Annotated in this window: 24 protein-coding genes and 1 riboswitch; of the genes, 19 read left to right on the plus strand and 5 right to left on the minus strand. The window is 46.2% G+C overall.

Going from position 1 to position 25,373, the window contains the following annotated elements; genetic code table 11:
* Positions 1–453 precede the first annotated feature (453 nt).
* Genes J2T19_RS09325 through J2T19_RS09335 form a run of 3 tightly spaced genes read left to right on the plus strand, consistent with a single transcriptional unit; the run spans position 454 to position 2,319 of the window.
* Complete coding sequence (locus tag J2T19_RS09325; RefSeq protein ID WP_307215323.1) at positions 454–837, plus strand: GntR family transcriptional regulator; 384 nt, start codon at positions 454–456, stop codon at positions 835–837.
* Positions 834–1,700 (plus strand): ABC transporter ATP-binding protein, encoded by an 867-nt coding sequence (locus tag J2T19_RS09330; protein WP_307214991.1) that lies wholly within the window; start codon positions 834–836, stop codon positions 1,698–1,700. Before J2T19_RS09325 ends, J2T19_RS09330 begins: the two co-directional genes overlap by 4 nt.
* The gene (locus J2T19_RS09335) at positions 1,693–2,319 is read left to right on the plus strand and encodes an ABC-2 transporter permease (protein ID WP_307214992.1); all 627 of its coding nucleotides are present in this window, start codon (positions 1,693–1,695) and stop codon (positions 2,317–2,319) included. The genes J2T19_RS09330 and J2T19_RS09335 overlap by 8 nt, the downstream gene beginning before the upstream one ends.
* A gap of 237 nt (positions 2,320–2,556) precedes the next feature.
* On the opposite strand, the gene J2T19_RS09340 is transcribed toward J2T19_RS09335, so the two are convergent.
* A complete protein-coding gene (locus tag J2T19_RS09340; protein WP_307214994.1) occupies positions 2,557–3,981 on the minus strand; it encodes an aminotransferase-like domain-containing protein in 1,425 nt (474 codons plus the stop codon).
* Positions 3,982–4,100: 119 nt separating this feature from the next.
* On the opposite strand from J2T19_RS09340, the gene J2T19_RS09345 reads away from it, so the two are divergent.
* Entirely contained in the window at positions 4,101–5,024 is a 924-nt protein-coding gene (locus J2T19_RS09345) for a DMT family transporter (protein ID WP_307214996.1), read from the plus strand.
* A 50-nt stretch (positions 5,025–5,074) separates the two neighbouring features.
* The gene (locus J2T19_RS09350; protein ID WP_307214998.1) at positions 5,075–5,377 is read left to right on the plus strand and encodes a hypothetical protein; all 303 of its coding nucleotides are present in this window, start codon (positions 5,075–5,077) and stop codon (positions 5,375–5,377) included.
* A gap of 271 nt (positions 5,378–5,648) precedes the next feature.
* Here the strand turns inward: J2T19_RS09350 and J2T19_RS09355 are convergent, their stop codons facing one another.
* On the minus strand, positions 5,649–5,984 hold the full coding sequence (locus J2T19_RS09355) for a DUF3139 domain-containing protein (protein ID WP_307215000.1): 336 nt from the start codon (positions 5,982–5,984) through the stop codon (positions 5,649–5,651).
* Between the two features lie 96 nt (positions 5,985–6,080).
* Between J2T19_RS09355 and J2T19_RS09360 the strand changes: the two genes are divergently transcribed.
* A complete protein-coding gene (locus tag J2T19_RS09360) occupies positions 6,081–6,734 on the plus strand; it encodes a C40 family peptidase (protein ID WP_307215002.1) in 654 nt (217 codons plus the stop codon).
* A gap of 116 nt (positions 6,735–6,850) precedes the next feature.
* Here the strand turns inward: J2T19_RS09360 and J2T19_RS09365 are convergent, their stop codons facing one another.
* Both J2T19_RS09365 and lplA read right to left on the minus strand, forming a co-directional pair.
* Positions 6,851–7,654 carry a Cof-type HAD-IIB family hydrolase gene (locus tag J2T19_RS09365; RefSeq protein ID WP_128100809.1) on the minus strand — a complete coding sequence of 268 codons (804 nt, stop codon included), beginning with the start codon at positions 7,652–7,654 and terminating at the stop codon, positions 6,851–6,853.
* 242 nt (positions 7,655–7,896) lie between these two features.
* Positions 7,897–8,898 (minus strand): lipoate--protein ligase, encoded by a 1,002-nt coding sequence (gene lplA, locus J2T19_RS09370; protein ID WP_239289977.1) that lies wholly within the window; start codon positions 8,896–8,898, stop codon positions 7,897–7,899.
* 258 nt (positions 8,899–9,156) lie between these two features.
* Here lplA and cobD point away from each other — a divergent pair, with 258 nt between their 5' ends.
* From cobD to J2T19_RS09425, 11 genes are all read left to right on the plus strand, one after another.
* Entirely contained in the window at positions 9,157–10,329 is a 1,173-nt protein-coding gene (cobD, locus tag J2T19_RS09375) for a threonine-phosphate decarboxylase CobD (RefSeq protein ID WP_307215325.1), read from the plus strand.
* Positions 10,310–11,113 (plus strand): adenosylcobinamide amidohydrolase, encoded by an 804-nt coding sequence (locus J2T19_RS09380; RefSeq protein WP_307215005.1) that lies wholly within the window; start codon positions 10,310–10,312, stop codon positions 11,111–11,113. The genes cobD and J2T19_RS09380 overlap by 20 nt, the downstream gene beginning before the upstream one ends.
* 8 nt (positions 11,114–11,121) lie before the next feature.
* Entirely contained in the window at positions 11,122–12,135 is a 1,014-nt protein-coding gene (gene cbiB, locus J2T19_RS09385) for an adenosylcobinamide-phosphate synthase CbiB (protein WP_370874844.1), read from the plus strand.
* Positions 12,129–12,773 carry a histidine phosphatase family protein gene (locus tag J2T19_RS09390; RefSeq protein ID WP_307215007.1) on the plus strand — a complete coding sequence of 215 codons (645 nt, stop codon included), beginning with the start codon at positions 12,129–12,131 and terminating at the stop codon, positions 12,771–12,773. The genes cbiB and J2T19_RS09390 overlap by 7 nt, the downstream gene beginning before the upstream one ends.
* A gap of 159 nt (positions 12,774–12,932) precedes the next feature.
* Positions 12,933–13,082, plus strand: a riboswitch (cobalamin riboswitch).
* A gap of 276 nt (positions 13,083–13,358) precedes the next feature.
* The gene (locus J2T19_RS09395) at positions 13,359–14,357 is read left to right on the plus strand and encodes an ABC transporter substrate-binding protein (RefSeq protein ID WP_307215009.1); all 999 of its coding nucleotides are present in this window, start codon (positions 13,359–13,361) and stop codon (positions 14,355–14,357) included.
* Positions 14,354–15,400 (plus strand): FecCD family ABC transporter permease, encoded by a 1,047-nt coding sequence (locus J2T19_RS09400; RefSeq protein ID WP_056699428.1) that lies wholly within the window; start codon positions 14,354–14,356, stop codon positions 15,398–15,400. Before J2T19_RS09395 ends, J2T19_RS09400 begins: the two co-directional genes overlap by 4 nt.
* A complete protein-coding gene (locus J2T19_RS09405; RefSeq protein ID WP_307215012.1) occupies positions 15,397–16,293 on the plus strand; it encodes an ABC transporter ATP-binding protein in 897 nt (298 codons plus the stop codon). The genes J2T19_RS09400 and J2T19_RS09405 overlap by 4 nt, the downstream gene beginning before the upstream one ends.
* A 43-nt stretch (positions 16,294–16,336) precedes the next feature.
* Positions 16,337–17,419 (plus strand): nicotinate-nucleotide--dimethylbenzimidazole phosphoribosyltransferase, encoded by a 1,083-nt coding sequence (gene cobT, locus J2T19_RS09410; protein ID WP_307215329.1) that lies wholly within the window; start codon positions 16,337–16,339, stop codon positions 17,417–17,419.
* Positions 17,416–17,976, plus strand: coding sequence for a bifunctional adenosylcobinamide kinase/adenosylcobinamide-phosphate guanylyltransferase (gene cobU / locus J2T19_RS09415; protein WP_307215014.1), 561 nt, complete (start codon positions 17,416–17,418; stop codon positions 17,974–17,976). The genes cobT and cobU overlap by 4 nt, the downstream gene beginning before the upstream one ends.
* Positions 17,973–18,866 carry an adenosylcobinamide-GDP ribazoletransferase gene (gene cobS, locus J2T19_RS09420; protein WP_307215016.1) on the plus strand — a complete coding sequence of 298 codons (894 nt, stop codon included), beginning with the start codon at positions 17,973–17,975 and terminating at the stop codon, positions 18,864–18,866. Before cobU ends, cobS begins: the two co-directional genes overlap by 4 nt.
* Before the next feature lie 67 nt (positions 18,867–18,933).
* A complete protein-coding gene (locus J2T19_RS09425; RefSeq protein WP_307215331.1) occupies positions 18,934–20,493 on the plus strand; it encodes a cobyric acid synthase in 1,560 nt (519 codons plus the stop codon).
* Positions 20,494–20,708: 215 nt separating this feature from the next.
* Here the strand turns inward: J2T19_RS09425 and J2T19_RS09430 are convergent, their stop codons facing one another.
* On the minus strand, positions 20,709–22,409 hold the full coding sequence (locus tag J2T19_RS09430) for a methyl-accepting chemotaxis protein (RefSeq protein WP_307215018.1): 1,701 nt from the start codon (positions 22,407–22,409) through the stop codon (positions 20,709–20,711).
* 335 nt (positions 22,410–22,744) lie between these two features.
* Between J2T19_RS09430 and J2T19_RS09435 the strand changes: the two genes are divergently transcribed.
* Positions 22,745–24,142 carry an L-cystine transporter gene (locus tag J2T19_RS09435; protein ID WP_307215020.1) on the plus strand — a complete coding sequence of 466 codons (1,398 nt, stop codon included), beginning with the start codon at positions 22,745–22,747 and terminating at the stop codon, positions 24,140–24,142.
* A gap of 313 nt (positions 24,143–24,455) precedes the next feature.
* Positions 24,456–25,139, plus strand: coding sequence for a queuosine precursor transporter (locus J2T19_RS09440; protein WP_128100820.1), 684 nt, complete (start codon positions 24,456–24,458; stop codon positions 25,137–25,139).
* Positions 25,140–25,373: the final 234 nt, after the last annotated feature.

Consider the following 25,373-nt stretch of genomic DNA (forward strand, 5'->3'; position numbering starts at 1 on the left):
GTACGCATTTAGGAGAGCAAAGGACACGAATAGTACATCTCCAGAGTAATCAACCTTTATAAGCTAAATAAGTCAGATGTAAACCACAGTGCTGAACGCAGGGTTGGGAGAGCTGTAAAATTACATCATGCAGAGTATTCACAAAGACAAAGCCCAGATGGTCTATGGACCTTCTGGGCTTTGTTGCGAATAAAAGCTTGTTCAACTCGATTACATTACATATGCTCAGTGGCACGTTTGGGCAGGGGGACTGCATAATGTTCTACGGAAGGCGGTTCAGTGACATGTGCTAACGTCTAGATGGTATCTGCTTGGTACATCATTACAATGAGACAGGCTTGATGATTTTGGAAATATTTAAATTTATCATTGACCTTAATCGTATATAGTGTATATATTAGATATATACACTATATACACGAAACCATGAGAACACCAATGAGGTGAGAGCATATTAAGATTTTATTGTCCAACGCATCGAGCGACCCAATCTATATCCAGATCTTAACCCAGATTAGACAGAGCATCTTGAGTGGTGAATTGGTCGAAGGAGATAGTCTGCCTTCTATCCGGCAGCTAGCCAAGGATCTACAGGTGAGCGTAATTACTACAAAACGTGTCTATGAAGAACTGGAGAAGGAGAATCTAATCGATTCCGTTGTAGGTAAAGGTAGTTTCGTCTCGGGAACCAATCCGGACTTTATTCGGGAGCAGCGAATGAGAAGACTGGAAGAGAAGATGCTTGAAATCATTCGTGAGAGCAGAGAGATCGGCATGAGTTCACAGGAGTTAATTCAACATCTCACTTTGTTGTCAGAGGAGGAACAGACAGAATGAACGCCATTGAAATTCGAAACTTATCCAAAACGTATCCTTTATTCAAAGTAGACAATGTATCTTTGGATGTGAAGCAGGGTTATATTACGGGGCTTATCGGCCCCAATGGGGCAGGGAAAAGCACATTAATTAAAATGATTACAGGCCTAATCCACCCGGATTCCGGAAGTATTCATACATTGGGCAGAAAGATGCCTGAGCAGGAAGTGCATATTAAACAGCGTCTCGGTATAGTGTCGGACGAATGCTTTTATTATGAGCATCTTACGATTTATGAGATGAGTCGGATGATTGCTCCGTTTTATAAGAAATGGAATGATCGCACGTTCAAAGGTTATCTGGATCAATTCGAGTTGTCGCCGAAGAAGAAGATCGAAGATTTATCCAAAGGCATGAAGATTAAGTTCTCCTTGGCAGTCGCTTTATCACATGAAGCGGAATTGCTGATCATGGATGAGCCAACATCTGGACTCGATCCTGTATTTAGACGGGAATTGCTAGACCTGCTTGCAGACACGATACAAGACGAGACGAGATCGATTATTTTCTCCACACATATTACGACTGATCTGGAGCGGATCGCAGACTATATTACGTTTATCCATCGCGGACAAATTGTATTTAATGAAGCCAAAGATGATGTGCTCGAACGCTACACGATTGTGAAAGGGGATATGGATCTGCTGGATGCAGACACCCGTGCTCATTTGGTGGGAATCCGTGAAACGGCTGTGGGCTTTGAAGGGTTGTCTGATAATAAGGTAGAAGCGGAGCAGCTGTTTGGCAGTTATGCGTTGTTGCACAGACCTTCCCTAGAAGATCTTATTTATTTTACAGCAAAGGGGGCACGGAAACATGGTTAACTTACTTCGCAAAGACTTCATTGTACTGAAGAGTTCCCTGTGGATCATTCCTTTTTATCTGGCCGTGTTTAGTATCGCCTTTATTCCCAAAAGTGAAATGTCCATGTATCTTGTAGGCATATACACCGCATTTGGTTCCATCATGCTTGCCACCATGATCGATGTCAAAAACCATAATCATAATTTCTTAGTCACACTCCCGATTAGTCGGAAAAATGTGGTGCAAGCGAAGTATGTATCCACCATTTTCTATACACTTTTTGGCGTTCTCGCATCGTTCGGCATTCATTCTCTCGTTAACATGAACTTCCCTGGACTCCAAAAGCCAGCTTTCTCGGTATTGGATATACTAATTTCAATCGCTATGGTACTTGGTTTAACTTCAATCTATTTGCCTCTTTTTTATGCACTTAGTAAAAAGGGCGCAGGGATCATCAATGTTGTATTCCTGGTTGCCCTTGTTGTTCTAGCCCAGCCCTTTGCATTGCTTATGAACTTGGCGAGCGAGGAAGGCATGGTTACTGCACAGATCATTGGTATGGTGGCCATCGGTATTCTACTGTTATTCGTTGGATCATATCTTGTCACTGTCCGTGTTTTCGCCAAAAAAGATCTGTGAATATTGAACACCTGCGATACATTTTGAGTGTTTGCAAAATAAAATCAATCATCAGAGCATAAACTTGCTCGCCTGATCAAGCAGAATGAGCGAGAGGATCTCACCCATTCAGAAGTCGCCTTTATGGCGACTTTTTTTATGAGATATCTTTCCTCTCTGCACACCTACCAACCGATTCTCCATATATCTGCCAATCAACTCTTGTGAGCACACTCCTTATAGATAAACGGAGTTCATTTAAACCTTTTTGTGCGCCAGCTCAATCAGTCTACTCATACCTTCGTAAATCTGCTGTTCATGTGCATACGAGTAAGATAAACGCAATTTACGACTTGCCCCAGGATCCGAAGGGTCAAACACCGTACCTGGTACAAAGGCGACGGAATGTTCCATACATCGATGCAACAGTCTGCCCGTATCCATTCCTTCCGGAAGCTCTACCCAGATGTTCAGACCACCTTGGGGTGTAGTCCAACGCCAATCTGTTTCTTTTAAGCATTTCTCCATCACTTCCATCCGTAATTGGATAGCAGTACACAGCTTGGATATATGCTGATACATACGTGGAGATTGGAAGTAGCGTAGAAACAGCTTTTGATTCAGTAGCGGAGATCCGTTATCCGCAAGAGTCTTCATTGCCTGTAATCCAGGCATGAATCGTGGGCGGCACATAATAGCAGCGATTCGAAGACCAGGAACGACATATTTGCTATAGCTGCGAATGTAGAGCGTATGTCCTGTTGTGTCATAGGTGAAAATCGGCGCCGGAGGTTTTTCTTTAAAATAAATATCATACGTACTGTCATCCTCGACAAGGAAACATCCATATTGTTCAGCCAGTTCGGGTAACTGTTTGCGCTGTTCCACTGGAATATTAATCCCCGTAGGGTTTTGGAAAGTTGGTGTCATATAGAAGAGTTTAGGCTTTTCTTGCTTCATCAGCAGCTCAATCTGATCTAGATCGTAACCCTCTGAGGTGATGTCGGTAAACACAAGCTTAGCACCCTGCTTGCGGAAAATTTCCATCGCTGGACCATAGGTAGGTCGCTCCACAAGCACACGATCCCCCGGCTTGACAAGGCTGCGTGCAATGAGGTCGATGGCTTGTTGTGCACCCGAGGTAATCAGGACTTCATCGGCTGAGATATAGAAACGTTCCCGTGAGGTCAGATGGCTAGCCAGTTCACTTCTAAGCTCCAGGTCTCCCTGATTCGTAGAATAAGTTCCGAGCAAGCGAGGGTAGTGATTGAGTAGATCACGCATTAGCTCTCCCCAAAAACGGTTGGGCAAGAGAGCAGGGTCAATCAATGATTTGGAAAACTGGAACTCCGCCTCCAATGATTGCACACGGTCAAGAGAATCCCAATGCAGCCAAGCCGAGACAGCGGGATCATCCGCCTGATCCATAATAGGGGCTGGGTCGGCAGGACTCACATAATAACCGGATTTGTCTTTGACATAGACTTTTCCATGTTCTTTTAACTCCTGATAGGCTTTGAAAACGGTCAGGCGATGTACACCGAGTAGCTCGGATAGGCTGCGTACAGAAGGCAACTTCTCATGTTCCGTCCATTCTCCTGCTTCAATACGAACAACAAGATAATGAACGACTTGCTCATATAGTTTAAGGCTGTTATCTGTCATCATGATGGTTTTGCCCACCCGGCTCACGCTCCTTTTGAACTCTATTGTAACAGCATATGGGGTTAACTGTTCTGTTTTCTCCACTCTGTTCTGTAGACAGTGCTATATGATGGAGAACAGATGAAGGAGGGGCTAGCATGATTGGAGCAGCATTTGCAATAATGTGTCTTGTATTTGGAACGACGTTTCTAGCGATTAAAATTGGAGTTGAAGCGGGTCTGCCGCCATTTCTGTCTGCGGGCTTACGCTTTATGATTGCAGGCGCGTTGATGTTTGCCTGGATGCTGATGAAAGGACGGGTCAAGATGTCCTTGTTGTGGCGCAAAGAAATGCTGCTCACCGGCGCAGGACTCACTTTTGGCACGTTTGCGGCTCTATACTGGGCTGAACAATATGTAAGTTCAGGTGTAGGTGCTATTTTATCAGCGACAGGCCCGATTATGATTATGGTAATGCAAACAGTTTTGTTAAGGCAGAAGACGTCTGCTCGCATGATTACAGGTTGTCTGATCGGTTTTGTTGGCGTTATATTTGTCGTTATGCCTGGTGTAACAATAGGAGGCAGTCCACTGTGGTTATGGGGCTGTATCGTCATTTTGATTGGGGAAGTGTGTTACTCCGCAGGAGCGTTATATTCCAAAAAGGTGATTAACCAGTTCAAGGAAAGTGACCCGGTGGCGATTAATGCTGTTCAGATGATGTATGGGGGGCTATTGCTGTTTGTATTATCAGCCTTCACAGAGTCATGGAACATGTCCGTTATGGACTGGACACCTGCCATTACCTCATTGATCTATCTGACGGTCATTGGTTCGATGGTAGGGCATAGCCTGTTCTACTGGATCATGTCACGAACCAACCCGTTGTTCCCAGCAACCTGGCTGTACATCTCACCACCGATTGCGGTTGGTCTTGGCGCGATTGTCTATAATGAGCATGTAAGCTGGATGACTTGGATCGGTGTAGTACTTATTGTGTCTGGATTATTATTCATGAATGACAAAGTCACGGGTTGGTTCAAAAGTAGAAGAAGCAGCAATACGTTAGCCGAAAATCCATAAATTGGTGTACAATGATAGGAGTGGATTTCTGGCAAACGAGGTGAGAGGATTTGAACAGGCAGGCAATAGGTGTAGCCTTGGTATTTGCAGGCATCATTTTATATGGGATCGTGCATATCTCAACGTTGATATACCTCCCATCTGTAATGACCTATTCAACGCAGTGGGGGAAGTATTTACAAGCGATGTATGATAGCGGAGGCTTGATCGCGTTTATCGTATCTATCGTATTGTTTTTGATCGGGGTATTTTTGCTCTTGCCCAAATCGATCTTCTCTGTGAAGGGTGTCATGAGTGAGATACGTGAGCGAGACCGTGAATTTAATGAGCAGTATGGTACCCGGGAAACGTAATAATCGAAAGCAAGAGTAAGTAAGAGTATGTTTCTCTTAATTACGTTGGAGTTTTCTTGGGGCAATATAGTTGCTAACTCTCATTATAGGAGGTTGTAGATTACGAACGTCTACGGCTTCCGGTGATGGGAGTTTTTTCTTCTGCATAGATGAATATGGAGAAAAGAATTTTGGATTTATTATCTAAACTACATATATTTTCCTGTTGATGGTGAAATGATGCTTGCAGACTCATTAGAGTTAGATCAACAACCCTATTCGTTCCAAACGTTTAAGGGCTAATCGGATCGAGATGCCGATACGTGAAATCGGGGTCTACGCCTTTTACAGGTGCGCTGCTATATTGATAGATTTGTCCGTTCTCCTCTTTGTAGAAGTAACGAGCAAGAGGCTCATTCTTAAAAATAACTTCTGTGCTGACGAGTGGTGCTTTACCAAAATGAGTATCGATTTGTTGGATATCTTCGTGACTATATTTTTTGGACGAGAGTAAATACGCTTCAACTTTAAGTTCCATCGTCCGTTGGTAATTCCAAAGGTACAGAGAGACAAGCGCTACTAACGTGATAAGTAGGGACAGAACGAGTTTCGGTTTGCTAATATTCATCGACTCATCTCCTTTGGATAAATAATACAATATAAATTGACTCGTGTAAAATAATAGATTAATATGGAAATAATTCATATAAAAGGAGATGCTGTCGTGTCGAGATTTAGATGTATTTTAGGAGTATTTCTTGTTACACTTCTGTTTTCATTTATTGGGTCTCATTCATCGGCAAGTGCGGAAAGTGTTGAATCATTAGAAGCCAGAACTTCATTTAACAATGTGGAAATAACTGAGATGGAGTCTGAGAACGAACAGGTTTCTCCTTTTGCAGAAATTGGGCCAACATATCCTGGGACAAGTATAAAAGTTCAAGCGGGGGATATTATTCATAGCCCTAAGTCAGTTTCTACTTTTTTTGTTGGGCATATTGGAATTGTAGGGACTGATTTGAATGTATACCATGTGCACCCATATGGGCCAGGGCGGATACAGGGTTTGTTTTCTTATATAAATAACTTTGATCCTGGCGATAAATTTACAGTTCTACGGGTTCGAAATGGGAACCCTGTAGCAGCTGCCAATTGGGCAAAAAATAATATCGGTAAAGTGCAATCTTACAGCTTTAATCCCGTTCCAAGTAACATTACGGCAAGCTATTGTTCTAAATTTGTTTGGCAAGCATATTTTTATGGTGCAGGGAAAGAATTGATTTGGGGAGGAACAAGCGTAGATCCTCTTACATACATTCGTCCATCAGAAATTTTAAATTCTAATCAAGTGATCACTACCGCAGTGTTTTACAAATAAAATAAGCTTCTCATAGAAGAAAGAGCCCAATGCGCACATTTTAGGTGCAATCTGGGCTCTTTCGTGATGTGACAATCAAATTCTAGAATAGATTTGATTGGACAGTAGCGTGTCCATTACTCCGCATTCAGTACAAATTTCTCAATAACCTGCTTCACACCATCTTCGTTATTGCTAAGTGTGATATAGTCTGCGATCTCTTTCAATGCTGGGATGGCATTACCCATCGCAACACCAAGACCAGCGGCCTCAAGCATCTCATGGTCATTCCAGGAATCACCGATGGCGATGCATTCAGACAACTCAACACCGAAATGATCAGCTAGGAAGGTAAGGGCATGTCCTTTTGTTCCTTCACGATGCATGATTTCGAGGAAGTAAGGCTTGGATTTCGTAATATGCACTTCAGGTCCAAGCAGCTCGCGCAGGTCAACAGCTACCTTATCCAGATAATCTGGCTCGTCGATGATAAGCAGTTTTGGTGTTTGCTGCTCAATCACTTTGATGAAGTCGGATTCAATATAGTACTGTGTACCGTTCAATTTCGCGTAATCACGCAATTTGTCATTCTCTTCACGGGCATACAATTTGTCGTCAATGTACGTTTGTAGATGAAGGTTGTGCTCCAAGCAGTAGTCATACAATTTGCGGGAAGCTTCCTGCGGAACATAGCGCTCGTACAGAACATTCTCGTCCAGCAAGTTTTTCACCAAAGCTCCTTGGTATGTAATGATCGGCACGTTCAGCTTCGTTTGGCGAGCAAGTGCCTGTGCGGAAGCGTAAGCACGACCAGTTGCCAGTGTAACTACAGCACCGTGTGCAACGGCTTGCTCCAGAGCAGCTTGGGTTGCAGGTGTTACTTCTTTGTTGTCGTTAATGAGTGTGTCATCAATATCGATTGCAATTAGTTTGTAAGTCATGTCGTTTCTCTCCTTTATTTATCTGTGTATGTTCAACTAAAGAATGTTTATACTAGCCACTTCGATGACAGAACAACCTTCCGATCGCTGTTATCCCCAGATTTTTTTTGAATTCCCTCTCTTAAAGGGAAAATCCGGGGATAAAGGCGAGCGCTTCGCTTCTTCACGTTATTTCTGTCCTCTCCGTTATCGTATAAAAAGTTTAGTTGAACTTATGTGTATCGTGTAGCAAGAATGAAAGTCTATTCTTCCAGGAAAATCAGGCCGATAAAGTCCTCCAGCTCCAGGTTGCCGAAGTAATGTTTCACATCCAAATCTTGCAGTGCTGTGCGCACCTCGGATTCTTCGTAACGTTTGCCACGCAGCATATCCTCGATATCGGCTACATCACCCACACCGAAGAAGTCACCGAAGATTTTCAGATCTTCAATCCGTCCATCTTTAATGTTCATCCGCAGATCGATGATGCCGACAGGGAATTTACGTGTGTGCTTCACATTGCTTTCTGGAGACAACCCATAGTTCCAATCCCAATTGCTGTAACGCTCAGCAGAGATTTCTTTGATCTTGTCCCAATCCTTCTCAGTGAGTTCGTATTGAGGCACATCTTGGGGCTCCATACGGAAGATATGACGGAGCAACTCGTCGCGGAATTGTTCAATGGTCATGTTGCTATCAATCAGTTCACGAATGTTAGCAACCCGGCTGCGCACAGACTTGGTGCTTTTGGATTTGAATTTCTCAGGGTTCACGTTCAGTGATGCTTGTACATGATCCAGGTTAAGATCAAACATCAATGTACCATGGCTGAACATGCGACCACGTGTGGAAAACTGGGCATTACCCGAAATTTTCTTTTCTCCCACTTGCAGATCGTTCCGCCCAGTCAATTCGGCATTGACTCCAAGCTCTTGCAGTGCCTCAACTACTGGTTGAGTGAACTTGCGGAAGTTGTGGAAGGACTGACCGTCATCCTTCGTAATGAAGCTGAAATTGAGGTTGCCCAGATCGTGATAGACTGCGCCACCTCCGGATAAACGGCGTACGACCTGAACTCCATTCTCCTGAACATATTCGATATTAATCTCTTCAATGGTGTTCTGATGCTTACCAATAATAATGGATGGGCGGTTGATGTAGAACAGCAGGTAGCTGTCATCCATCGGCAGATGCTTCAGAATGTATTCCTCAATGGCGAGGTTTACGGAAGGATCTGTGATACCCTGGTTATCAACAAACAACATGGTCATTCCTCCATTAATGTATGTGAGGGATAGAAATCCCTTATGTAGTGTTTGATTCGTAGAAATTAGATTCACCGAACTGACGTTCATGAAACTGAAATTCCTTCTCTATTGTAAACGAATTGCCCTAATGACACAAAGAAATTAGACAAGTCCACGAATTCAGCCAAGCATAGACAAAACAAGATTGACCCCAACCTGTGATCGACTCCATAATAAAATGGACATGCAGAAAGGATGACGGACAGAATGACCGGTATGATAGAAGTATTCGGACATGGTGGTGATGTGGAGACAGCGGCCTCCCGTTTCGGGGGCAATCCGGCTGATTTTCTCGATTTTAGCGCAAACATTAACCCGATGGGGCCACCTCAGAACGTATTACATGCATTGGAACAGGGATTACAAACCATCTTGCGCTATCCTGATCCAGGGCACAGAGCCTTCAAAGCACGACTTAGCGAGTATCTTGGTGTACAGCCTGATCAGATCTCTGTTGGAAATGGCGCAGCGGAGAGCATGGCCTTGATCCTACTGGGTCTTGCGCCACGCACTGTAGGTACGGTGGAGCCAGGCTTTTCGGAGTATAGTGCGTTAGCTAGGCAATTTGGAGCTGAGGTTCTTCATGTGTACGGACGTGAAGCAATGGACTGGCGAGCAGAGGTAGCGGATATTGAGAGGCTTATGGATCAAGTGGATCTATTGTTTCTAGGGCAGCCCAACAATCCCAACGGAGTTCAATATTCGGTAGAGGTGCTTCATCGTCTGGCTCGCTCAGCAGAAAGAACGGACACAATCCTAGTGATTGATGAAGCTTTCATGGACTTTATCCCTGAAGCTCGACGGCAGTCCCTTGCACCTCGATTAAACGAGTATCCGCAGGTTATCATCATCCGTTCGATGACGAAGTTTTACGCAATTCCGGGACTACGCCTAGGTTATGCGATGGCACGACCTGAACTAATACAAGCCATGACTGCGAAGCAAGTCACTTGGAGTGTCAATGGGTTAGCGCTGATTGCTGGGGAAGCCTGCCTCCAAGATGGGGAGAACTTCGAACAGGAAACGCTGGCTTATGTGTCTCGGGAACGGAAATTATTGACTGAGGGGCTGGAGGCTTGTGGTTGTCAGGTTACGCGCGGAGAAGCTAACTTCATATTGGCTTGTCTGCCGGAACCGTGGTCAGCGACCGTAATGCAGGCAGCACTGGGAGAGCGTGGTATTCTCATTCGCAGCTGTGCCATGTATCCTGGGCTAGGCGAACGACATGTTCGGTTTGCGGTGAAGGATGCGGATGCCAATGGGCGTTTGCTGAGCGTGATGCAAAGTGTAATTGCTCAGAGTAACCCTCAGCATATCTCTCAGAGTCATCCTCAGGACATTCCTCACGTAAAGGAAGGTGGCTTGAACGATGACCTTACCGTTTCTTGAGGAAGAGTCGAAGGGGAGACAAACCTATCGTTATCCTGGTGAATACGTTTCTTCTGTATGGCCGGGATTGACAATTAGCGCACAAGAACGATATGTAAAAGCAAGCATTCCCTCTGTAGCTACTGCGATCTCAAGTGCAGTTTATGGCGGGGGCATGGTTGAACTGGATCGGATATTTAACATTTATGTAGATAAGCATTATCGCTGTGATGATCCTCCGCGCGATATACAGTGCCTACTCCGTGAGTGGAAGGAACGAGAGGATACGTGTACCGGTCTGCTGACAGCCGTCCGTCTGGAACATACCTCGATTCAAGAGTACGCGAGCCCCGACTTTGGGCTTCTATGCTGTACAACGGCAGGCGTATCGAATGCTGCACGCGCCGGTTCACCAAGAGTGGTATTCGATGCGATGGGGAACCGAACTAATGCTGTCCAGAAGCTGGATGGAGCGTACACACCCGGTACCATTAATATGATGTTGTGGTATAACGGTCGCTTGACGAATGGAGCCATGGTGAATGCGATACAGACAGCAGTGGAAGCGAAGGCTGCTGCACTGGCTGATGTTGGCGTGAAGGATTCGGAGAATGGTCTAACCGCTACTGGAACCACCACAGATGCCATCGTGCTTGCGGTGAGTCAGGATCAGCACAAGCCGCTTCTAACCTATGCAGGAACCGCCACCGTTCTAGGTTCAGTGATTGGCAGACTTGTCTATGATACGATCACGGAAAGTTTGCAGGCCGGACGGCAATGGAGCGGGAGGAACAACAAATCATGATACTTGCAATGAATCAATGGTTTTCTTCGTCATTTTGGATCGGGCTGACAGGAGCTTGGATCATCGTCGCAGCATACATATTAGATCGTTGTATCGGAGATCCGAGATGGATACCTCATCCAGTCATCGGTATGGGGAAAGCCATTTCTGCACTGGAGCGAACCATACGATCTCGTGTCACTTCCAATCAAGGGCTCAAAAAAGCGGGAATCTGGTTTCCGCTCCTGATTGCAGGTGGTTCTTTTGCCATGACTTGGGGATTGATCTATCTCCTTGCACTTATTCATCCGATAGTTGCGGTGATCGCTGAGGTCATATTGATTGCGACAACGATTGCTTCCAAAGGATTAAAGGACGCAGGGATGGACGTATATCGTCATCTCATTCAGGGGGATCTTCCAGCGGCGAGGCGCGCTCTTGGCATGATTGTAGGACGGGATACAGCGCATCTAGATGAACCTGAGATCGTAAGGGGAACGGTGGAGACGGTAGCTGAGAATATTGTGGATGCAATCGTGTCTCCTTTGTTCTATGCCCTTATTGGCGGAGCACCACTTGCGATGGCGTATCGAGCCGTAAACACACTGGATTCTATGGTCGGTTATAAAAACGATAAATATCTGAATCTCGGTTGGGCATCCGCCCGTCTGGATGATTGGGCTAACTGGATTCCAGCTCGAATCACAGCTTTATTATTGATTAGTGGAGCATGGGTTATGAAGCTAGATGCAAGAAGCGCAGCACAGATGGTATCCCGAGATGCAAGACTGCATCCGAGCCCAAATAGCGGCTTTCCTGAGTCTGCCGTTGCAGGTGCGCTCGGGATCAGACTGGGGGGGCATAACGTGTATCATGGAGTCTCGTCTTTTCGGGCATATATGGGAGAACCGACCCGCTTAATGGGTGCAGAGGATATTGTGCGCACGACCCGCCTCATGTTCTGGTCGGCAGGTTCATTTGTAATACTATGTGTACTCGTTTCAATTGCCGTCTGGTTGGCTGGAGGTACACTATTATGGTAATTAGCAATATAGAAAATGCCCCGCTTTCGTGTGATCTCATTTTTATCCGTCATGGGACAACGTTATGGAATCAGGAAAAAAGATATCTAGGGCATACGGATATCGGCCTCCTGCCTGAAGCGAAGCAAGAGCTTGCTCTGCTTAGGGAACAGCTTCGCAACCTCAGTTGGAGCAAGCTGTACTCCAGTGATTTACTTCGCTGTCAGCAGACCCTCACAAGCGTCACTCCCTTGCAGCGTGAACAGGCACATCTAGATGCACGTCTCAGAGAGATTGATTTTGGAGAGTGGGAGGGGAAGACGTATGATCAACTCCAACACATTCAGCAATATCGAAATTGGATTGATGATCCACAGAACGTGACACCACCGAAGGGGGAGTCATGGCAGGCATTTACTGCAAGGATTGATTCTTTTCTGAATACCTGCTTGTTGCACGATGCATTGTCCGAACCAGTAACGGTTGATGTACCTCAGATGGGTATCGTGACACATGGCGGTGTGATCCGATATGCGATATCTCGCCTAATCCCTGATCTGAACTTCTGGGATACGCAGGTTATTCCAGGCCAAGCCATTAAGGTCAGACTGGATTACGGGGCGAGCGGGTGGGTAGGAAGCCAGGTTGCATTTCCTTGAATCGGCTTGTAAGGTTGTACAATATAACCTATAATCACAACAGACGTGTGACGATGCGTAGGGGTCTGATGGGTCTAATCAAGGATTAGATGCTCAACCATACGTATACAACTAATATGCTCAATTGAATGTTTAGATCATAAGCGACCAAGGGTTCCGTATGCATTGGAGTTGCATGGTTATGTGTATTCATACCATGTACGCAAACGGATGAAATAGGGAAGCTGGTGTAAATCCGGCACGGTCCCGCCACTGTGAATCAGGAATAATCCTGTAAGTCAGGTTACCTGCCCTGGACGTATAGACCGGTGTTCCTTCGAGGAAAGGACAGCGTTTCGGGCAGTGTTCTGTGTATGAACAGCGCAGGTGATTCATCATGCGTAGAGCACGCCATATGCGAGACGTTATCCCTGATCCTGTTGTAAGGATTGGGGATTTTTATTGTTCCAATATTGGTTCTTCCCTCTCCGATAACGTGTAAATGTTGAAGTTCAACCTTATACAGGAACATCAAGACTTGGGCATTTAGTTTTTGAGCACGACACAGGATTAATAGAACAGATAGAGAAGGGGAGAATGAACACAATGAGTATCAAGAATTGGAAAAGCGTAGCGTCCCTGCTTAGTGCAGCGGCACTAGCACTGGCTTTGGCTGGATGTGGCAATGCAACAACGAATGAGGGGGCAGGAGCATCACAGCAACCTGCACAGGAACAGAGTCAAGAACAGACAGCAACGGATCTCAAGACGCAATATCCAATTACGGTTACAGATGCAACGGGTGAAACGTTTACGTTTGAAAAAGCACCAGCCAAAATTGTATCTGTATCTCCAGCGGAGACAGAGTCGTTGTTCGCCCTTGGTTTGGACGAGCAGATCGTAGGTGTATCTGATTTTGATGATTACCCTGAAGCAGCTACAACGAAGCCCAAAATGGGCGGTGTATCTAAACCAAATGAAGAGTCTATCATTGCAGCGGATGCAGACATCGTATTCACAGGTATTTCTATGAACGAAGAAGCGGTGAAGAAATTCCGTGACCTGGGGATTGTTATTTTCAAGACTGATCCAAAATCAGTAGATGATGTAGCGAACAACATTGAGACATTTGGTCAAATTACAGATACACAGGAAAAAGCACAAGAGATCATCGCGAAGATGAAGCAAGATGTAACAGATGTTACTGAAGCGGTGAACGCGGTTAAACCGGAAGAGAAGAAGAACGTATATGTTGAATTTTCCCCGGGCTGGACAGTGGGTAAGGGTGAGTTCATGGATGAGCTGATCACACTTGCTGGAGGAAACAATGTTGCTTCTGATTTGCAAGGCTGGAACGAAATTAATGAAGAAAATATCATTGCTGCGAACCCAGATGTAATTCTGTATGCCAATGATGTCATTGATGAGAATTCCAAAACACTGGATCAAATTATCAAAGCTCGTAGCGGCTGGGATCAGATTACTGCGGTAAAAGACGATGCGGTTATCGGTCTAGATGCCAACCTACTTAGCCGTCCAGGACCACGGGTAACCGAAGGTCTGAAAGCCGTAGCTAAAGCGATCTACCCTGATCTGTTCCAATGAGTAAAAAGCTAGCGGTGTACGGGACGGCTGGGATAGGACTACTTGTGTTGACGGTGCTGATCTGCACGGGCATTGGTTCAGTATCCTTGCCTGTCCGTGACATTGCAGGTATTCTGTTGCATCACATTCCGTGGATTGGGGATTGGATTACTCCCGATTGGAGCACAGCAGCAGAACAGATTATATGGAAGGTGCGATTCCCGCGCGTACTGCTTGCCGTGCTCGTGGGCGCCTCTCTAGCAATAGCGGGTGCTGGCTTCCAAGGGGTGCTTCGTAACCCTCTTGCAGATCCGTTTACGTTAGGCGTATCATCTGGTGCATCGGTGGGTGCAGCGTTTCTGATTTTCTTCGGATTACAATATGCATTAATCGGAATCTGGACCTTGCCTTTGGTTGCGTTTCTAACCGGCGTGTTGACGCTATGGTTCGTATTGGCACTGGCTCGTGAGGGTCGAAAAATACCAACACATAGCCTGATTTTGGCGGGCGTGGTCATGCAAAGTTTCCTAGGAGCAGTTGTCTCCTTCCTATCGACCATGTCGAAACAGACGATTAATGAAATTATATACTGGACGATGGGAAGTCTGGCACTGCGTGGGTGGTCGTATACGGCCATCCTTTTCCCATATTTTCTGCTTGGTCTGATCTTTCTCTGGAGTCGTGCACGTTCGTTGAATGTGCTTGCTCTGGGAGAGCGGCAGGCGGCTCACATTGGAGTGCAGGTGGATGGGTTGAAGCTATCGGTGCTGGCGGTTGGCACGCTGCTCACGGCAGGAGCTGTATCAGTGTCAGGTGTCATCGGATTTGTAGGACTTGTGATTCCGCATATTCTTCGACTGATCGTAGGGCCTGATTATCGCCTGCTGGTTCCACTATCTGCAATTGGCGGAGCCATCTTCATGGTGTGGGCAGATACGATCGCTCGTACGGTATTGGCGCCAACTGAAATTCCGCTGGGCGTGGTTACCGCATTTGTTGGTGCGCCGTTCTTCGCCTATCTTTTGCACAGAAATAAGAAGCTTCGTAAAGGGATGATGCCATGAGTAAAGACATGAACCCAATGGTGCATGCCAATCGGAATGAACTTGACTATACGGGAAAACAGGCAGATCCGAGCAATGTTCAGCGCGACATCAGTAAACCTTTGATTGAGGTAGATGGGGCAGGTAAACGGTATGGTGAGCATCAGGCGTTAAATGGTGTGAGCTGGCAGATCGCAGAAGGCGATTGGTGGGGTGTTCTAGGTCCTAATGGAAGTGGCAAATCAACCTTGTTGCAACTATTGGCTGGCACGGAGTCGGTTAGTGAGGGAAGTATTCGACTGAATGGCAGGAACATCACTTCGTATAGCCGGAAGGATCTGTCTCGTATGATTGCTGTTCTGCAGCAGGATGGACTGCCTGCAATCTCATATCCCGTAAGAGATGTTGTGGAAATGGGGCGTTATCCTTACCAAAACTGGCTTGGCCGTGATTCTGGAGACGGTGAGAAGATCGTTGATCGTGTGCTAGAGGAATTAGGTCTATCCGAGCTTGCGGATCGTCCTCTGGATGCACTCAGTGGAGGACAACGTCAGCGGGTAGCCCTTGCTAAAGTGATGGCACAGGAACCGAGCATTCTTTTGTTAGACGAGCCCACAACGTTTCTGGATATCCGTTATCAATTGCAATTTATGGAGTTATTATCGACATGGCGTCAAAGAAATCGAATTACGATTGTGGCAGTGCTTCACGATCTGAACCTAGCTGCGCAATTTTGTGATCATATTCTGGCTTTGAAAGAAGGCGAAAGTGCTGGCTCTGGAACCCCTCATGCACTGATGACCGAGGAACATATTCGAGGGATTTTCCAGGTAAACCCTGCGATGGTGAAGCATCCAGACCATGGCATTCCCCAGTTGCTGCTGCGCCGGGAGCATGAAGAGCCAAAGAATTGATCGGGGTATATACCCACATATTGATGAAGGAAGTGCTAGTTGTATGCGTAATGAACAGGTGTTGGAGCAGTTAATACGTCGAATCACTGGTCCTCATGAGCAGGTCGCGGCAGAAGCTGCAGCTCATGTGGATATCCTCACGAAGCCACCAGGCAGTCTTGGCAAACTGGAGGAACTCGTTATTCGTCTAGCAGGTATTACGGGACAGAGTCGTCCTTGCTTGGAACGTCGAGCGGTGATCGTGATGGCAGCAGACCATGGTGTAGTTGCCGAAGGTGTCAGTGCATTCCCTGCTGAGGTAACACCACAGATGGTTCTTAATTTTCTAGCGGGCGGAGCGGCCGTTAACGTGCTTGCCCGGCATGCTGGGGCAGATGTGCTCTGTGTAGATATTGGAGTAAATGCTGATCTAGAACATCCCGAGCTCATCTCCCGCAAAGTCCGCAAAGGCACAGCTAACATGGCGAAAGGTCCGGCGATGACTCGGGACGAAGCGATCCAAGCAATCCTGGTTGGCGCCGAAGTGGTCACGTCAGAAGTGGACAGAGGAACGCAGATATTTGTAACTGGAGAAATGGGAATTGGTAATACAACGGCAAGTGCTGCTGTCATGTGTGCTTTAACGGGAATATCACCGGCTTCGGCTGTTGGACGCGGAACGGGGATTGATGATGTTGGGCTACAGCGCAAGGCAACGGTAGTAAGCCAAGCTCTAAGTCTAAATGCTCCCCATGCGGAGGATGCGCTGGATGTTCTCAGTAAGGTTGGTGGGTTAGAAATTGCCGGATTAACGGGTGTAATTCTTGCTGCTTCTGCGAATGGATGCCCAGTGGTGATTGATGGGTTTATCTCAACAGCGGCAGCATTGATTGCAAGACAACTTGCTCCAGCCAGCACAGCTTATATGATTGCTTCCCATACATCTGATGAAAGTGGACATGCAGCACTGCTTCGTGAGATGGATCTGAAGCCAATGCTCGATCTGAATATGCGGCTGGGTGAAGGGACAGGAGGCGTGCTCAGTCTTCATCTCATCGATGCGGCTTGCCGTATTCTTAATGAGATGGCGACCTTTGCCAGTGCAGGTGTATCCCATGGCTCGTCTCAAGGAGAGGTTTCTTCATGAGTGTGCTTGTAACCGGAGGGGCGCGAAGTGGCAAAAGCTCGTTTGCTGAGCGTCTATGCATGCAACGCTCCTCAGAGGCTTGGTATGTGGCTACAGCTCAAGCCTATGATGACGAGATGCGTGAGCGAATCCGCATGCATCAGCAGGGACGTGAAGAAGCGGGATACCTGTGGCATACGGTAGAGGAACCACTGGCATTGCCTGAATGGATCACACGTATGGGAGCCTCTCATACGGGGATGTCAGCTCCTACCGTATTGGTGGATTGCCTGACGTTATGGTTGACCAATATTTTACTTGCCCATGAACATGATCCTGCGCATGTCATACAGGGACATATGGATGCGCTCGTATCGGCTGTTAAGTCATATCCGGGACTACTTGTGCTTGTAACCAATGAAGTAGGGGATGGGATCGTTCCTGAATATGCTCTTGGACGAAGATATCGTGATCTTGCAGGCATATTGAATCAGCGGATTGCAGCGATTTGCGGGGAAGTATTTCTAGTTACGGTGGGGATTGCGATTGAATTAAAGAGCAAGGAGTACCGTTTATGAGTGACCGCACAAACGATGGGAGAAAACAGCCAGCAGCGGCAGCTTTTCAATTTTTGTCACGTTTCCCGGTTAAGATGCAGATTGATTTTGTCCCCCCATTGCTACGTGAAAGCGTGGTTTATTATCCCCTTGTCGGTGCCGCAATAGGGTTAACTGTCTGGCTTGGAGCGGCTGTTTCGGGTGTGCTTTTACCCTCGTTTCCAGCAGCGGTATTAACGCTGACCCTCTGGGTCTGGTTGACCGGAGGGTTGCATCTGGATGGCTGGATGGATACAGCGGATGGTCTGCTCAGTTATCGCTCTCGTGAGCGAATGTTAGAGATCATGAAGGATAGCCGCGTGGGTGCCATGGGAGTGATAGCCTGCGTTCTTCTGTTAATGATGAAGGCGGCTCTCATTGCAGATTTCATCGCACGTGCGAACTGGATGTATGGAGCACTACTGATCTTACCGATGATCTGGAGCCGATGGTTCATGGTCTATGCCATCTCGGCATGGCCCAATGCGCGAGGGGATGACGGACTAGCTGTTTTGTTTAAAGGATTGGGTGAGCGGCGAGAAGTTCAGCGTGCACGGAGCAATGCAATTGGACTTACTGTTCTCGTAGGTGTAATCACTCTAGCAGTCGGAATGCTTTTCCAGCCGGAGTTGCCAGTCGTAGAGGGGTTACATATCGGGAACAGTCTAATAACCCTACCGTGGTGGCTGTATCCTGTGATTGCTGTAATTGTTGTTCCACTTGCTTGTTACGTTATAGGTAAATGGATTGCTGGACGTATAAGTGAACGGCTAGGCGGATTAACAGGAGATACCTATGGCGCGATGAATGAGCTGCTGGAAGCTGTCTTGCTTACAGTTCTTAGTATCCTGCAAGGATTCTTCTGGATATAAAATATAATCGGTGACTGGGGGATGGATCGTGAACAGTGCGTCTGTACAGAAAACAGCGGCAGTTCTAATGTTGCAAGGAACCGCATCGGATGTAGGGAAAAGTGTAATAACGACGGCTCTATGCCGGATATTTAAACAGGACGGCTTCAGACCTGCACCGTTCAAATCCCAGAATATGGCGCTGAATTCCTATGTCACAGAGGACGGTAAGGAAATAGGTAGAGCGCAGGGAGCACAGGCAGAGGCTTGTGGTATTGAGGCGACGACAGACATGAATCCAATCCTCATTAAGCCTGTTCGTGATATGCACTCCCAGATTGTCGTGCACGGCGTACCCTTTGCTCAGATGAGCGCGTCAGACTATCGGCAACATTTTCTGCCAGAGGCGAAGCAGACCGTGATGGAAGCGTTGGATCGTCTGCGGTCTACTTATGATGTCGTACTAATGGAAGGTGCAGGCAGCCCTGCAGAGATTAATCTGAAGGATCGGGATATTGTTAATATGAACCTGGCCGGATGGGCAGATGCACCGGTTATTCTGATCTCTGATATTGATCGCGGCGGCGTATTTGCCTCCATTGTAGGTACGCTGGAGTTGTTGGAGCCACATGAAGTACAGCGTGTAAAAGGGTTCATTATTAACAAGTTTCGGGGCGATCTGTCCCTGTTACAGCCAGGGCTGGATTGGTTGGAGGAACGGACAGGCATTCCAGTACTCGGCGTGCTACCTTACATAAGAGATATACAGATTGAAGCTGAAGATTCAGTTGTTTTGGATTCCCTGCGTCATGGTAAGTCGGGTCAACAGGAATTAGATCTTGCTGTGATTCGGTATCCGCGGATTTCGAATTTTACAGATTTCGATGCATTGTCTCGGGAACCAGACGTCAATATCAGGTACGTTACTTCACCAGAGGAGCTTGGTTCACCAGATGCAATTCTATTACCCGGGACAAAGGACACCATAGGTGATCTGGAATTTTTGCGTGAATCAGGCTTGGAGCAAGCGATTGCCCGTCATATTGAGCGTGAACATGTGCAACTTGTAGGGATCTGCGGAGGCTATCAGATGCTTGGTCAGCATCTTCAAGATCCTTTTGCCGTTGAGGCGAATCAGGTTCAGGAGGCAAGAGGCATGGGCATGCTGCCGCTATCCACGACCTTCCTACAGAACAAACAGACCGTTAGAGCTTCGGGTTGGGTACAGGTGGAACATCCAATTCGTTTACACCAGGAAGTAGATGGAGCCCATTCGGCTGGTCAATCAGCTTCTTCGCTACCGATTGAAGGATATGAGATTCATATGGGAGTTACGGAATGCCATGAACCGGAACGTGTGTCGGCTTTATTTGAAATACGTCATCCAGGGGGGCAGTCGTTTAATGAAGGTTGGGGAACCCAGGATGGCAAGGTGTGGGGAACGTATCTACATGGATTGTTTGAAAGCGATCAGTTTCGGCGTTCCTGGCTTAACGGTTTGCGGGAAAGTAAAGGGCTTGCTCCTCTCCTTGAAACGTACAGTGTGCGTGAGCGTAAGGAAATGGAATTTGATCGCGTAGCAGAATCCTTGCGTTCTGCACTGGATCTGGAGCGAATCTATGAAATTATGGGTCTGCAAACTCTATAGTAGACTGTGAGTGACAAGAATAAGGTCACTGGATTTGTACACCCAAAAAAGTCCCCCATGCGGGCATTGATCCTTCATCAAAGGAACCTTGCCGTGTATGGGGGACTTTCCTATTTAGCTGCGAATCCGAGTTCAGCAATTTAAAGATCGTGAGCATTCCCTTTACGTTCAGTATTGATTCAAACCATAGAACGATGGGTTAATGCTACATTTGATTAGTTAATTTTGAATTTTTTCATGGCAGTCTGTAACTCTACCGCTTGTTCATGCAAATGACGAACCGTTCCAGAGTGGGAATCCATCTCGTTCAGTTGCAGATCTGCGGTGGAAGCAATCTCCTGCATGCTCTGACGGGATTTGGACGTAATCTGTGCCGTCTCTTCAACAGAGGCACTGACTTGCTCAGCACCAGCAGATACCTGCTGCGTGGAAGCTGATACCGTCTGGATCGTTAAGTTTACGTTCTGAATTAATTCATTCAATTGCTGGAAGGCAGAGCCTGCTTGTTGAACAACATGAGTACCTGAGCCAATCTCTTGCGTTACCCGGTTCATGGCATCAACAGAACGCTCGGCATCCTCGCGAATCGTATTCAGATAATCCGAGATTTCCTCGGTTGCTGTCTTGGATTGTTCCGCAAGCTTACGAACTTCTCCAGCAACGACAGCGAATCCACGACCATGTTCGCCAGCACGTGCAGCTTCAATGGAAGCATTGAGCGACAACATATTGATCTGTTTCGTAATTTCGAAGATGGAAGTGACGATGGTACCGATGGCGATGGAGCGTTCATTCATCGTTTCGACATAACGCAAGGATTCACTTGCGGTCTGACCTACACGTTCCATCTGCTCTACAGCATTCTGTGCCAGTCGATTACCGTTCACAGCTTCACTAGCCGCCTCACCAATCTGCTCTGACACTTCAGCAGAAGAAGAAGCGATATGCATGATTCCCTGGGTGATTTCCTCCATAGCTCTTGCATTCTCAGCAGCACTTGTGGCAATGCTTACACTGCCTTTCTCGGCTTCTTCGGCAGATTGGCTGGAGTTCTTAACCATACTGGACATGGATTCAACCCGATTGAGCAGATCATTGGAGCCTTCAACCACTTCGTCGGAGGTGGAGAGAACACGACTAATCATTTCTTTGAGATTATGAGTCATCGTCTGGAAGCTAGTCGCGAGTTGAGCAATTTCGTCTTGACCTTTAATCTGGAGCTGGGTCGTTAGATCGCCCTGCGAAATTTGTTTACTATGTTGAACGAGTGAAATAATCGGACGGGTAACTCGCTTAATCATACTCGTTGAGATCAGCCATCCAAGTACAAAGGTCAGTGCGGTGATACCCAGGCACAACCAGAAGATTTGCGCAATCTTGGACTGGATGAATTGTGCATCCATGCTTACCGCCATGAGCATATTGCTACCTGCTACAGGTATAAATGCAGCCTTATGTACACCAAAAGAGTCGGAATAAACTTCACTAATAGCTAATGCTTTGGTCTCGATTGCTGTATTCATTGCAGATTCAACTGCAATTTCGTCTCCAGCCTTCATACCTGAGGCGTTGTTGGCAATTACGATTTTGGCAGTTCCGTCTTGAAGAGAAACAACGTAAGCTGCATCCAGGTTATGTTCTTTCGCTTTCTCAGCTAAATAGGATTCAACCGTTAGTGCAGCACCATCGGAGCCAGCTCCACCGCTTTCGACTTGCGAAATTTTGGACGAAGAGATGTTTTTGTATATATCCTGAATCGACGTGTTTAAGACCTTATCGAATTGCGGGAGTACATAACTATTAATAATATTCATCGATACTGCATAAAAACTAATACTAAACAACAGGGATGCAACTAGCAATACGAGGAACAACATGCCTCTGATTTTGCCAGCAACCGTGCGATTACGAAACATAAAATCATCCTTTCACGTCAAGTTCATTAACATAGTCGCTTTTCCGTACTCATCAGTCCTATCTATCAACGAAGAAAGACCTATTTTTTACATTGAGAAAACTTGGGAATAAGCGGATATACCTATATTACATAATTAACCTGAGGTTGAATACAACAAATTTCATAAAACGCTCAGTTTCTTTCAGAAATGCGCAATTAGTTTACATACATATTACACATATTAAATTAATACCTACCGGAATAGTTTGTTATATGTTATAGTGATCTACACAGTATGTGTAAATATAAAGTCGGAGGATACCGGCAAGCACACTAAGAGGAGGATTTACAGTAGTGGATACATTTTTAATCATTTTGAACGTCGTGGTTATGCTCATTCTTCTGGGTGTCCTGTTCTGGATGCAGAAGAAACACATTTCATTTACGAAGCGTGTATTTACAGGTTTGGGCATCGGGGTAGTATACGGCGTTGTACTTCAACTGATCTATTCATCGGGTTCTGATATTATTACCAAGTCAGTCGATTGGTTTAACCTTGCCGGTTCAGGCTATGTTCGTTTGCTACAAATGGTCGTTATTCCTTTGATCATGGTGTCGATCATTTCGGCAATTATGAATCTGAAGGGTAAACAAAATCTAGGTAAGATGAGTTTATCCATCATTGCTATTCTTCTTATTACAACTGCAATTGCAGCAAGTGTGAGTATCGTAACAAGCTTGAGCTTTAATCTGACTTCCATTGAGATTGAGGGAGGAGATCGGGAGCTAGCACAAGGTCAACGGATGGAGGAACGTCTCGTCGATGTAAAAGATCAGACGATTCCGCAGCAGGTATTGGAATTTATTCCATCTAACCCGTTCGCAGATATGACAGGTGAACGTCGTACATCTACACTGGCGGTTGTTATTTTCTCTGCATTTATCGGTGTAGCGGTACTGGGCTTGGATCGCAAAAAACCACAGCAGGCTGAAACGTTCCGTGGAATGGTGAATGCGGTGTATGCCGTAGTTATGCGGATTGTAACGCTGGTGCTACGGTTGACGCCGTACGGTATTTTGGCATTGATCACGAAGGTCACAGCGACAACCAATCCGGATGAGATATTGAAGCTCATTAAATTTGTTGTCGCGTCCTACGTTGCGTTGTTCGTCATGTTCATTATTCATCTAATTATTATTGCTCTGTTTGGTTTCAACCCGATCACTTATGTGAAGAAGGTTCTGCCAACACTGGTATTTGCCTTTACTTCTCGTTCCAGTGCAGCGGCTATCCCGCTTAACGTAGAGACACAAACGAAGAAACTGGGCGTCTCGGATGGTATTGCGAATCTGTCGGCAAGTTTCGGAGCTACAATTGGTCAAAACGGCTGCGCCGGGATCTATCCGGCCATGCTCGCCGTTATGATTGCTCCTACGGTCGGCATCGATCCGCTTAGCTGGGACTTCATTATTACCCTGATCCTTGTGGTCATGATCAGTTCATTCGGCGTAGCCGGTGTAGGTGGCGGGGCAACCTTCGCTTCCCTGATCGTGTTGTCCACGATGAATCTGCCTGTTGCTCTCGCTGGATTGCTGATCTCCGTTGAACCACTGATCGACATGGGTCGTACAGCACTGAACGTCAATGGTTCAATGACATCAGGTCTCGTTTCCAGTAAATTGTTAAAAGAGAACGACCAGGATACCTTCAGCAACCCAACGCCTGATCTGGATGGTGCCGCTCAGGCATAATCCATATTTTCAGATTCTTATTGAATGGCTGTCATAGCTCTTCAATGAAAGTGCGTTGTAACATCTCGACTATAGATTACGATAAACCGTCCTTCGGCTCATCCGGAGGACGGTTTTTTAATTGGAAATGTTGTTAGAGGTACATCGCGCCAGAAGGTACACCATGGTTTTGATTTGAGAGCATTACAGACTTGGTGCAATTTAGTGCTGTTCAATAAGAAGGAAATATGATAGAGTAATCATGTTTTGGCTCTGTGCCAGACCGCGGTTCGTAACCATCCCGCGTAATCAAAACTAGGAAGGCAGTGTATGTATGTTTAATTTAGGGTGGGGAGCGTTATTCGTTCTCGTCACTTATGGTTTCTTTTTGTTATGTTATCGCTTGTTCGGTAAAAAAGGTCTCTATGCCTGGATTGGTGTGGCAACGGTTATTGCCAACATTCAGGTGACCAAAACGATAGATATTATGGGGATCGTGTTGACACTAGGCAACACGATGTATGTAAGTCTATACCTTACCAGTGACTTGCTTAACGAGAAGTACGGTTCAGGAGAGGCGCGCAAAGCTGTATGGTTCGGTTTCTTTACGTTAATTATGACCACAGTACTCATGCAGATGGTGTTGTACTTTGATCCAGCGTCTACAGACTTTGCCCAGAAGCCGATGGAAGCTTTATTCGGGCTATTGCCACGTCTTGCACTGGGAAGCCTGTCAGCTTACTTTATTAGTCAATTCCTGGATGTACGCTTGTACTCTTGGTTACGTAAAATCACACCTGGTCGTAATCAGCTGTGGATTCGTACGAACGGAAGCTCCATTATCAGTTCATTTGTGGATACGTTAGTGTTCACTGCGATTGCGTTTGCATTCATCTATCCATGGGATGTGTGGATTGAGATATTCCTAACGACTTATGTGATTAAATTTGTACTGACTGCAGTGGGAACGCCGTTCCTGTATGCTGCACGTAATTTTAAATTTAAGGATGAGTCTTAGATTCGAATACTATTTATTTACGTGCAGATGGTTACTAGAGGTAAGTGAAAAGTATTCATAAATGAAACTGAAAATGTCCCGCAGAGCCATGTCATCATGGACTTGCGGGACATTTTTGTATAGTTAGGTGCCGATACTGCACAGCACGAAGGTTCCTATATGATGAAGTACTGTAGCGTTTGAGATAGCGCCGCCAAGCTTCTAATAGGATGAAGAATCGTCTTGTACGATACC

The organism is Paenibacillus tundrae (genome assembly GCF_030812775.1).
GTDB lineage: Bacteria > Bacillota > Bacilli > Paenibacillales > Paenibacillaceae > Paenibacillus > Paenibacillus tundrae_A.